The sequence below is a fragment of the Pseudomonas spartinae genome (genome assembly GCF_965197125.1).
In the GTDB taxonomy this organism is placed as follows: domain Bacteria; phylum Pseudomonadota; class Gammaproteobacteria; order Pseudomonadales; family Pseudomonadaceae; genus Aquipseudomonas; species Aquipseudomonas composti_A.
The window spans coordinates 98,055-108,104 of sequence record NZ_CBDAMB010000016.1 but is presented as its reverse complement, the minus strand read 5'-3'; the positions used below and the strand labels follow the sequence as shown (position 1 = coordinate 108,104).

General features: G+C 58.3%; 11 protein-coding genes. 4 read left to right on the top strand and 7 right to left on the bottom strand.

Annotation, left to right across the window (positions count from 1 at the left end; genetic code table 11):
* The coding region (locus ACN8M7_RS24200) for a transposase domain-containing protein (protein ID WP_143485438.1) at positions 1 to 96 on the top strand (96 nt) is incomplete at its 5' end.
* A 284-nt stretch (positions 97 to 380) separates the two neighbouring features.
* Entirely contained in the window at positions 381 to 1,154 is a 774-nt protein-coding gene (locus ACN8M7_RS24195; RefSeq protein ID WP_490262424.1) for an SDR family oxidoreductase, read from the top strand.
* A 35-nt stretch (positions 1,155 to 1,189) separates the two neighbouring features.
* Here ACN8M7_RS24195 and ACN8M7_RS24190 read toward each other — a convergent pair whose 3' ends face one another.
* Positions 1,190 to 2,074, bottom strand: a complete 885-nt coding sequence (locus ACN8M7_RS24190) for a LysR family transcriptional regulator (protein WP_490262423.1) — start codon at positions 2,072 to 2,074, stop codon at positions 1,190 to 1,192.
* Between the two features lie 136 nt (positions 2,075 to 2,210).
* On the opposite strand from ACN8M7_RS24190, the gene ACN8M7_RS24185 reads away from it, so the two are divergent.
* Positions 2,211 to 3,200: an NAD(P)H-quinone oxidoreductase gene (locus ACN8M7_RS24185; RefSeq protein ID WP_490262428.1), complete on the top strand. Its 990-nt coding sequence runs from the start codon at positions 2,211 to 2,213 to the stop codon at positions 3,198 to 3,200.
* Between the two features lie 46 nt (positions 3,201 to 3,246).
* Here ACN8M7_RS24185 and ACN8M7_RS24180 read toward each other — a convergent pair whose 3' ends face one another.
* Genes ACN8M7_RS24180 through ACN8M7_RS24155 form a run of 6 tightly spaced genes read right to left on the bottom strand, consistent with a single transcriptional unit; the run spans position 3,247 to position 7,706 of the window.
* On the bottom strand, positions 3,247 to 3,561 hold the full coding sequence (locus ACN8M7_RS24180) for a YdhR family protein (protein ID WP_490262422.1): 315 nt from the start codon (positions 3,559 to 3,561) through the stop codon (positions 3,247 to 3,249).
* Positions 3,562 to 3,584: 23 nt separating this feature from the next.
* Complete coding sequence (locus tag ACN8M7_RS24175) at positions 3,585 to 4,364, bottom strand: SDR family NAD(P)-dependent oxidoreductase (protein ID WP_490262421.1); 780 nt, start codon at positions 4,362 to 4,364, stop codon at positions 3,585 to 3,587.
* Positions 4,361 to 5,536: an acyl-CoA dehydrogenase family protein gene (locus tag ACN8M7_RS24170; RefSeq protein ID WP_490262420.1), complete on the bottom strand. Its 1,176-nt coding sequence runs from the start codon at positions 5,534 to 5,536 to the stop codon at positions 4,361 to 4,363. The genes ACN8M7_RS24175 and ACN8M7_RS24170 overlap by 4 nt, the downstream gene beginning before the upstream one ends.
* A 34-nt stretch (positions 5,537 to 5,570) precedes the next feature.
* The gene (locus ACN8M7_RS24165) at positions 5,571 to 6,281 is read right to left on the bottom strand and encodes a histidine phosphatase family protein (RefSeq protein ID WP_490262419.1); all 711 of its coding nucleotides are present in this window, start codon (positions 6,279 to 6,281) and stop codon (positions 5,571 to 5,573) included.
* Positions 6,271 to 6,648 (bottom strand): DUF6285 domain-containing protein, encoded by a 378-nt coding sequence (locus tag ACN8M7_RS24160; protein WP_490262418.1) that lies wholly within the window; start codon positions 6,646 to 6,648, stop codon positions 6,271 to 6,273. The genes ACN8M7_RS24165 and ACN8M7_RS24160 overlap by 11 nt, the downstream gene beginning before the upstream one ends.
* A complete protein-coding gene (locus tag ACN8M7_RS24155; RefSeq protein ID WP_490262427.1) occupies positions 6,645 to 7,706 on the bottom strand; it encodes a phosphotransferase family protein in 1,062 nt (353 codons plus the stop codon). The genes ACN8M7_RS24160 and ACN8M7_RS24155 overlap by 4 nt, the downstream gene beginning before the upstream one ends.
* A 204-nt stretch (positions 7,707 to 7,910) precedes the next feature.
* Between ACN8M7_RS24155 and prpR the strand changes: the two genes are divergently transcribed.
* Positions 7,911 to 9,881 (top strand): propionate catabolism operon regulatory protein PrpR, encoded by a 1,971-nt coding sequence (gene prpR, locus ACN8M7_RS24150; protein WP_490262417.1) that lies wholly within the window; start codon positions 7,911 to 7,913, stop codon positions 9,879 to 9,881.
* Positions 9,882 to 10,050 lie beyond the last annotated feature (169 nt).

Below are 10,050 nucleotides of genomic sequence, written 5' to 3'. Positions count from 1 at the left end.
CCGTATGCCTATCTCAAGGACGTGCTGACACGACTGCCGACGCAGCGGGCGAGTGAGATCGGCCAACTACTGCCGCATCAGTGGGTACCTGCCTGAATCACGCAAGGTGAGTTCGGCGGACGCTTACCATGAAAATTCACTGTCGAGGAGCAGCCGAGCAAACGCTCGAAACTACTAGCGCTGCAGGGTACTAAGCTTCAATAGGCTGGTGGATGCGTAAAACGCTTGGACAGGCCCGAATACACTGCCATGAAGTTCCCAAGAGGATACGTATTACCTACCTCTTCCGCGCAGCTCGACACGATCAAGCGTGTCAGCTGGACAGACAAATGGCTAGGCAAAAGCTGAAAGCCAAATGTACAAGCCCGGAGGTAATCGTCATGTCTAAGACAATACTTGTCACCGGTGCGGCCTCCGGGTTTGGTCGAGGAGTAGCCTTTGGACTTGCGAAACGTGGCCACAATGTAATTGCAGGATGTCAGATCTGGCCTCAGGTCTGGGATCTCCGACATGCGGCGCAGGCCGCAGGAATCGAAATGCAGGTCATCAAGCTCGATGTCCTCAACGAGATTGACAGAGCCAACGCCCTTAACATCGAAATCGATGTTCTTTTCAACAATGCCGGCATCATGGAGTCTGGCCCCATAGTCGAAATTCCGATGTCGGTTTTTCGCTCGGTTTTTGAGACGAATGTCTTCGCTGCTCTGGAGCTGGCGCAAGGCTTTGCGCGCGCCATGGTGAGAGGCAAGTCAGGGAGGATTGTCTGGACCTCGTCAGTGGCCGGACTAGTGAAAGTCCCGTTTGACGGCGCCTACGCGGCGTCCAAACATGCTGTTGAGGGGATTTGCTCGGCCATGCACGAGGAACTCAAGCCTTACGGTGTCGAAGTCATTACCGTTAACCCCGGAGCCTTCCGCACTGGTTTTAATGATACCGGTATGGAAAGCATGGATCAGTGGTGGAACCTAGGCGAGCGACTCACCGAGCACTGGCCTGTCCGCGAGCTTAATCGCCAACATGATCCAGCTGAGATGATCGAAGCCATCATTGAGGTCATTGAAGCTGATTGCCCTAGATACCGGACCGTAAAACCGGCCAGCGCTGAAGAAATGGTTCGAAGGGAACAATTGGACGTGTGGGAGCGAAAAGTTTAGAGCCGCAGGTGAACACCTAGTCTCCCTTCGCATACCTAGCGGTCCTCGCTGGAGAAAGCAGCAAACTCTTGCGCCAGCGCTTCGATCACCACACGTATCCTCGCGGTATGCCTGAGGTCGCCATGGGTCACCAACCAGACCTCGTAGGGCTTGTCGCGTTCGCGGGCAGGCCAGAGACGGACCAAACCATCTTGCTTCCCCATATAGAGCGGAATTTCTCCCACGCCTAGCCCAGCCTTGACGGCATTACGCACCATAATGCTGGTATTGCCCGTCATCACAATACGGCCGGCACTGATCGGTTCCCCCACCAGCGTCAACTCACGGCCATCGTTGAGATAGGGTTCGTACATCACTATGTCGTGCCCAGCAAACGCTGCTCCGTACTCTGGCTCACCATGAATATCGAGATATCTGCGCGCCGCAAATAGCCCCATAGGCCAGCTCGCCAGGCGTCGAACCACCAGATCAGGGTTATCCGGCTTACGCGTGCGTATGGCGATATCCGCATCGCGCCTAGACAGGTTGAGCAGATCGGAAGAACTGTTAAGGGCAACCCTCACGTCCGGGTGCAAGGAGTGCAAACGTGCAATCGCCGGTATTACAAAGTCTATTGCCAGCGAGTCGGTACTGGTCACACGGACCTCGCCAGATAAAGCCTTGTCTTGTCCTTGTGCGCTACGTATCAACTCGTTAGCCGACTCTTCCATGCGCTCAGCCGCTTCCAGGATGGTCTCCCCCACCGCTGTGAGCTGATAACCGCTGGCGGTGCGAAGGAACAACGTGGAGCCAAGTGCGTGCTCCATGGCAGCAATCCTGCGACTTACTGTCGCCTGGTCCACATTCAACTCGCGTGCAGCCCCCCTCAATGTCGGTCGCCGAGCCAGTGCGAGGAAAGCCCGCGCATCGTTCCAATTCATTTGTCTCTCCGCTGCGTTACTGCAGCTTAGCCTTGTAAAAACACTGCGCGACCGTCGGACAGCTCGCCCCTAGGATGACTGTCAGCCCCCACAGCACTGAGGTTTCCCCATGAGCACACTAACTACCGGACAGCGCATGACAGTCATCGAGATCACTCAACCGGGTGGTCCCGAGGTGCTAGTACCAGCCCAACGCCCAATTCCAACACCAGGCCCGCAAGAGGTGTTAATCCGAGTGCAAGCCGCTGGAGTCAATGGTCCGGATGTACTTCAGCGTAAGGGGCTTTACGACCCTCCAGCTGGAGCATCGGATATCCCCGGCCTTGAAGTCTCTGGTGAGGTCGTGGCGCTGGGTCAAGAGGTGGCGCACTTCAAAGTTGGCGACCAGGTCATGGCTCTGATTCCGGGCGGCGGCTATGCCGAATACGCCACTGCAGACGCACGTACCACACTGCACCTGCCCGATGGCTTGAGTATGGTCGAGGCTGCAGCGCTGCCAGAGACATTCATGACCGTGTGGGTCAACCTGTTCCAGCGCGGCCAGTTCAAGGCCGGTGAGTCGATCTTGATTCATGGCGGCGCATCCGGGATTGGCACCACCGCTACTATGCTCGCCAAGGTCTTTGGAGCATCTAAGATCTTCACAACCGTAGCCAACCCTACGCAACAGTCCGCCAGCCAATCTCTTGGTGCAGACCACGCCATCAACTATCAGGAGCAGGACTTCGTAGCAGAGGTTATGCGCGAAACCGAAGGACGTGGAGTCGATGTGATCGTCGACATCATTGGCGGCGACTACGTGGACCGCAATCTACGAGCAGCAGCAATGAATGGTCGCATCGTGCAGATTGGCCTGATCAAGGGAGTGGCTACCAACGTCGACCTATTCCCAATGCTGGTTAAACGACTTACCCATATTGGCTCTACGTTGCGCTCACGCAGCCACGACGAAAAAGCCGAAATCATCGCCGAACTCGAGTCCCAGGTATGGCCACATATTCGTAGCGGTAAGATCAAACCGCTGGTCCATGTAACCTTCGATCTAACCAATGCCAAGGCGGCACATGAGCTGATGGATTCCGGCCGACATATCGGGAAGATCGTCCTCCAGACCACAGTGCGATAGTCCGCTGACAAGGCACGCCACTCAAAGAATGGCGTGCCTCACTCCTTCAGTCGGCGACGACGATCTTCGACAGCAAATTGTCGACTACCACTGGGGTCTCGAATAGCTGCACGTTGGGCCCTGTTCCATACTTCTGCTTCACGAAGTCTCGCCACTCGGCCGAGTATTGAGCCAGGGCCTGCTCTCGTGACTCCCAGAGGTACACCCCACCGACTTGAGTACCATCTTCCGACAGCAGGTAGTACTTGCGTATGAGGCCCGGAACCTGCTGATACTGGGGTGCGGTCGACTCGAAAATCTCACTCGCTTTACTGAGATCCAAAGCGGTTGGTAGTTGAATCTGAACTATCGCGGTAATCATTGTTGCCTCCTGATGCCAGTCCATCAAAGTCCAGAGCAGGCATGCCCGCCATCGATAACGATCTCGCTACCGGTCATCCCTTTCCCCGCATCTGAGGCCAGTAGCAACAGAGCACCATCGAGATCACTCGGACTACAGAAGCGCCTGGATGGGATGCGAGTCCGCAAGCGATCTCCGGCCTCGCTGACAAGGAAAGACTCATTGATCTCAGTAACCACATAGCCAGGAGCGATTGCATTTACTCGTATGTCATGGCGAGCCAACTCCAAGGCCATGGCACGGGTCAGATGACTGAGCCCTGCCTTAGCGGCGCAATAAGGGCCAACACCACCGCTCACGCGCGCGGCCAGGATGGAAGTGATATTGATCAAACTACCCTCCCGACCCGCATCTACCATGCCTCGAGCGACCTCCTGGGCAACCATCCAGGCACCCTTGAGATTGGTATCAAGGATCATTTGCCAGTCGTGGTCATCGTAGTCAAGGACACGCTTGGTATCGCTGACTCCAGCGTTGTTGACCAAGATATCGACCCCTCCGAAGTCCGCTCGAATGGCTGCAAGACAATCGACCACCGATTGTCGCGAGGTGACATCAAGAGCGTAAGCCTTGGCCTCATGGTCTTCGAACCGTAGGTCATTGACCAATTCATCCAGGCGATCAACTCGTCTGGCAGCGACCGCTACCCGCGCTCCAGCTGCAGCCAAGGTGCGAGCGAAGTGTCGACCCAGGCCGCTGGAAGCTCCAGTGATCAAGGCGCATTTGCCACGCAGGTCGAAGAGTTGTACAGGTGAACGGCTCACTGCGCACCTCCGTCCAGGCGAGCGAGGAGCTTGCGTGCCAGGCTCATGCGATGCACCTCGTTAGGGCCATCGTAGATACGGAAGCCACGAGCGTCGCGGAAGATTCGGTCGACTATCGCCTCGCTGGTTACACCCTGACCGCCAAGGATCTGCACGCTGCGGTCGATCACCCGCCAGATGCCCTCCGAACTGATCACCTTGGTCATGCTCGATTCAAAGTTGCCACGTCCGCCCTGGTCCAATATCCAGGCACAATGCCAGATGGCTAGACGCGTAGTGAGCAAGTCCATCTCATTGTCTGCCAGCATAAAACCGACACCCTGATGCTCACCCAGTTTGCGTCCGAACGACTCTCGACGACTGGCATAGCGGCTGGCCACGTCATGAGCTCGCCGAGCCTGGCCAAGCCAACGCATGCAATGGGTCAAACGTGCCGGCGCCAGCCGTACCTGGGCGTAACGAAAACCTTTGCCCACCTCTCCCAACACGTCACAGGCAGGCACGCGCAGGTTCTCGAAGCGCAGGACCGCGTGACCTCCGGTGAAACACGTGTCCAGAGAATCCATCATGCGCTCTAGGATGAAACCGGGCCGATCAGTGTCAGTGAGGAACATGGTGGCGTTGCCATCTTCGGTGCGTGCCATGATGATCGCAAAGCTGGCGCCCTCCGCACCGGTGATTAGCCACTTGTGCCCATTGATAATGTAGTCATCACCGTCGCGCACGGCGGTGGTGGCGAGCATCGAGGGGTCGGAGCCCGCGCCTGGTGCCGGCTCGGTCATGGCGAAGCAAGAACGGATATGCCCCTGCACGAGTGGGCGTAGCCAACGATCCTTCTGCGCCTCGGTGGCCACCACCTCCATAAGATGGATGTTGCCTTCGTCCGGCGCGTGGATGTTCATGGCCGTCGGCCCGAGTGGCGAATAGGCTGCCTCCTCGAAGATCACCGCTTTGGCAACATGGGAGAGCCCCAGCCCGCCCATCTCATGGGAAGCATGCGGTGTCAGTAACCCCTGAGCTCGGGCCTTCTCCACCAGCGTCTGGCGCAGCTCCTGGGACGGGCCGTGGGCAGTCTGCCGCAGGTCCTGCTCCATAGGGATAATTTCATTTGAGATAAACTCGCGCACCTTGGCCTGTAGAGCCAGCAGTTCATCGGAAAGGGCGAAATTCATGTTGGTCTTCCTATGGTTGCTAAACGATTCAGGCTCAAAGAGCCGCGGGCTCGAGCGCGCTGAACAAATTTTCCAGCACAGTGCCGTCGAGACCGGCCTTGTGGGGGTTGTAGGGGGTGAGGTTGAGGGTGCGAATGATCCCGCCCAGCACCTCGGGGCCATTGCTGTCGACATCGATGATGTTGAGGCAGGCGGTGTCCTGCTCGAAGGCTGCGATGCCCGCCAGACCAACGCCGGCCGCCCAGGCCAACAAAATGCGATTGACCGCGTCGTGACTGACGATCAGAGCGCTTTCCCAGGAGGGGTCTGTGAGCAACTCGAAGAACGGTCCCAGCACACGGCTCTGAAAATCAACCCAACGCTCACCGCCGAGAAAGCTCGCATCCGGCAAAGCAGCGTCGCGGTATGCTCCCGTGATGGTGTTCCGCAGAACCTCGGCAGGGATATCGCGCAACCGGCCGGCGCGAATCTCACGCAGTTCAGGCAGGACATCGACCGATGCCTCCTGCCCAACTAGCAGCAGGTCGAGGGTTTGCCGGGCTCGTGGGTAGTCGGAGCAGAGTACGCGGTCAAAGTGCAGTTCCTGCATCACCTGCCCAAGCGCCCAAACCTGCTGTGCACCAGTACGGGATAGCGACACCGTGCGAGGATCGAGCGGCCTGCCTTGCTCGTCGAAGTAATCAACGTGACCATGCCGTACCAAGTAGCAGCGCCGTCGACGATAGCTCCCCTGGTCAGCGCGCATTGGCCACCACCTTGGGGTTGCTCACAGCCAACCTGGCTCGGGTGATTTCGTTCAGAGCAACAAGCAATGCCTGCTGCTCCCGCCCCTGTTGGTCGTACAACCCTTGGCGGATGAACTGCGCCAGCAAGGCGCGACCATCGTTCGTAGTGAGTCCTACCAGACCGTGGGCTGCCAGCAACCGGGTTAGCTCACGATCCTCAGTCTGCGTGCAGCGGTCTCCCTGCTCGATCTCGCGCACAGCTATCGCCATGGCACTGGAGATCATCCTGCACTCGTAATGCAGGTGTGACGGTAGTGCAGGCAGCAACTGCTCCAGCAAGAGCTCGCGGGAAGTCAACAGGAGCTCCCTTGCATCTGGACTGTTCATCGCATACCTCCGCTCAGGCTGAGAATCTCGTGTTCCAATTCCGGCACCATGCGACCGGTCAGGGCCAACTCCAGCGAGTGCTGCTGACCAGTCAGGTGGCGCTGCGCCTGTTGCAGAGCTACGACCGCCCAACGTAGATGGGCCATCAGCTGCCAATACCTGAGCTCATCGCCACACGGGCGATAGCCGGATACTGACTGGTAGCCATCCAGAAAGTCGTCAATGTCGCCCAGGCCGCCCGCCTGTCTGTCGGGACGGCCGAATCGCCAGCACTTGGCGGTAAACCAGCCGAGGTCTTCGCGAGGGTCACCCCAGCCGGCAAACTCCCAGTCCAGAACCCCACTCAGGTGGCCCTGATCCACCATGTAGTTACCCGTGCGGTAGTCACGGTGAATCAAGCGCGAAGACTGCGGCTCGGGACGGTTCAGCTCGCACCAGCGCAAACCCCACTCGATGACTGGATGGCTGCCCGGCAGAGCATCCAGATACTGGCGATACTGATCGATACTGGCCTGCGCAGGATCAGCCACCGGCGCGGGCAGAAAGCCGAGCGCCGGGTGGTCAGGCGTAATCCGGTGCAGCAACGCCAGGCTGCGGCCTAGCTCCCGACACAGCTCGGAACGCTGTGGCTCAAGAGCCTGGTCTGTGCTGAGCCGGTAGCCACTGGCCGAGCCGGACAGAGCCTGCATGACAAAGAAGTCGCGACCGATCACTGCCGGATCGCGACACAACCAGAGCGGTTCGGGAACCTTGACACCGGCCTCATGCACCGCCTGCAGAACTGCGAACTCCTGCTCCCGACTCATGCTGACCGCCACCGAGGAAGGAGCATCGGTACGTAGTACCCAACGACACTCGACTAGCCGACCGCCGTCCTCCAGCGTGGCCGTCAGCAACCAGTTCTCCTGAATGGCGCCACCGGACAGCCGCTCGCAACTGTCGATACGAACGGCAGCGCTTCCGGTTTGTCGCGTTAGGAAATTGGCCAGTGGCGTCAGTGCCTCTGGGATGTTGATCCGGGGATGCCCGGATCCAGTTGATGATGAAATGCTGTACATCGGCAATGCCTGCTCACAGGTGGTGACCTGTGGACGAGAGAGCAAGAGCCGTTCCAGTTCGCGAAAATCTATATTTTCTTATTTAAAAACAATGAGTTAATAATCAGAAAAGGAATTTATTCACACCTTTAGGAAACTCACTCTTTGCAAATATGAAATGTTTGTTTCAGTCTAGAAAGACTCCGCCTCAGCAGATGTGATGCCATGCAAGAAGAACGCTACCTCCCCAGGATCGTTGCCCTCATTACCCACCTACGCATGCCGGAAGGGCCCAGCCACATGGCCCGCATCGTTCAACAGGTTATTCCCGACTATCAAGATCGCGCCCTGGTCGAGATCGTCGAAACCACAGTCACGGAGCTGCACCACACTGGGCGGGCACTAGACGACAGACAGGACGTCGACATCATCATCTGCTCCGGCGCCACCGCCGACTACCTACGGCGCCACATCGCCACCAGCACCCTATCGATCCGCATGGGCGAGTACGACCTGATCCGCGCCCTCGACCTAGCCAGGACACAGGCCACCAAAGTGGGCATCCTCAGCTTTCAACGCGGACACCCCGAACTGGACGCCATGGCCTCGCTCTTCACTGTCGACCTGCGTCAGGCCACCTATTCCAGCCTCGAGGAAGCACGCCAGCGCATCCGCCAACTGGTCGACGACGGCTACCGGGTGATCGTGGGCACCTCTACCGCAGTGGAACTGGCCGAAGCGCTAGGCGCAAGGGGTGTGCTCGCGCTCAATGCCGACGCGATTCGACGAACCCTGGACGAGACCCTGGCGATCTCCCGTAGCCGAACTCGCGCACTGATCCAACAACAACGTCTGAATGCCGTGCTACGCAACCTCAGCGACGGGGTGATCGCGGTAGACGCCACCGGCATTGTCCAGTCGCTCAACCCTCGCATGGCGCAGTTTCTGGACATCTCCAGCGACTGGGCGCGGGATCGATCAATAGCCGAACTGATGCCTGAATTGGACATCACCACCACGCTGCGCGGCGGAGAAGGCGAGGAGAACCGAATCGTACGTGTCGGCGGTCGGATACTGGCGGCCAACATCAGCCCCATCATTGAGAATGGCAAACCGGATGGCGCCGTCATTTCCTGCCAGGAAACCAACGTAATCCAGCGCGCAGACCGACGCATCCGTAGTCAGGCACGCCCTAGACAGTTCACTGCGCGCTACCGCTTCGAGCAGATCCTGGGCAAAACGCCAGCCTTTCGCGCGGTGCTAGAGTTGGCGCGGCGCTACGCCACAACCGACTCAACCGTATTGATCACCGGAGAAAGTGGGACCGGCAAGGAACTACTAGCGCAAAGCCTGCACAACGCTAGCCCGCGCCAGGCAGGCCCTTTTGTCGCAATCAACTGCGCCGCCTTTCCCGAGGCCCTCTTGGAAAGTGAGCTATTCGGCTACGAAGAAGGCGCCTTCACTGGGTCGCGCAAAGGAGGCAAGACAGGACTCATCGAGGCGGCACATACCGGCACCCTGTTCCTCGACGAGATCGGCGACATGCCCGTTACCCTGCAAACTCGCCTGTTGCGAGTGCTTCAGGAGCGCGAGGTACTGCGCCTGGGGGCGTCAGAGCCAACGCCAGTGGATATCCGTGTAGTTGCCGCCACCCATTGCGATCTGCGCGGACGGATCGCCGATGGTCGCTTTCGCGAAGATCTCTACTATCGACTGAACATTCTGCGCCTGGCGGTCCCCCCGCTACGGGACCGCATCCCGGATATTCCGCTGCTTGCCAACGCCATCCTGCAACGCCTACCCCTATCTACCGTCGCAGCTGGCCAGAAGCTGCTGGAACGACTAATGCCGAACCTGCAGACCCATCGCTGGCCGGGCAACATTCGCGAACTGGAGAACCTCGTCGAGCGCGCCGCCCTGTCCGCTCAAAGCCTGACCGACGAACGCAACCATCACCAGCTACGACCGTTGTTTCCAGAGCTGTTCGAGGAGAGTAGCCAGCAACCTTCGGACACCGAAGACTCGACTACCGCCGAGGATCTGCGCCATGTAGGCAAGGCCAGTGAGGTAGCGCATGTACAGAAAGTACTCGCGGCCTGCGAGGGTGACATGAATGAGGCCGCGCGCCGTCTGGGCATCAGTCGTACCACCCTTTGGCGGCGTTTACGAGGAGCCCCAAAGACTCTGCAGGAGTGAAATAAATTCCTGAAAATCAATTCAATATTGAAACAATCAAAATGCCAGCCAGCTATTGATTACGCAAAGATCAGAAACCCATCGCATTGATTTAAAACGTCTTTTTTCAACAAATGAACTCCTTTTGAGAGCCTGGCACAGGCCTTGCTCTTCTCCTGCCAAGAGGTTG

Coding starts and splice junctions, on each gene's coding strand:
- ACN8M7_RS24195 (WP_490262424.1), top strand. CDS start 381: ATGTCTAAGACAATACTTGTCACCGGTGCGGCCTCCGGGTTTGGTCGA.
- ACN8M7_RS24190 (WP_490262423.1), bottom strand. CDS start 2,074: ATGAATTGGAACGATGCGCGGGCTTTCCTCGCACTGGCTCGGCGACCG.
- ACN8M7_RS24185 (WP_490262428.1), top strand. CDS start 2,211: ATGACAGTCATCGAGATCACTCAACCGGGTGGTCCCGAGGTGCTAGTA.
- ACN8M7_RS24180 (WP_490262422.1), bottom strand. CDS start 3,561: ATGATTACCGCGATAGTTCAGATTCAACTACCAACCGCTTTGGATCTC.
- ACN8M7_RS24170 (WP_490262420.1), bottom strand. CDS start 5,536: ATGAATTTCGCCCTTTCCGATGAACTGCTGGCTCTACAGGCCAAGGTG.
- ACN8M7_RS24165 (WP_490262419.1), bottom strand. CDS start 6,281: ATGCGCGCTGACCAGGGGAGCTATCGTCGACGGCGCTGCTACTTGGTA.
- ACN8M7_RS24160 (WP_490262418.1), bottom strand. CDS start 6,648: ATGAACAGTCCAGATGCAAGGGAGCTCCTGTTGACTTCCCGCGAGCTC.
- ACN8M7_RS24155 (WP_490262427.1), bottom strand. CDS start 7,706: ATGTACAGCATTTCATCATCAACTGGATCCGGGCATCCCCGGATCAAC.
- prpR (WP_490262417.1), top strand. CDS start 7,911: ATGCAAGAAGAACGCTACCTCCCCAGGATCGTTGCCCTCATTACCCAC.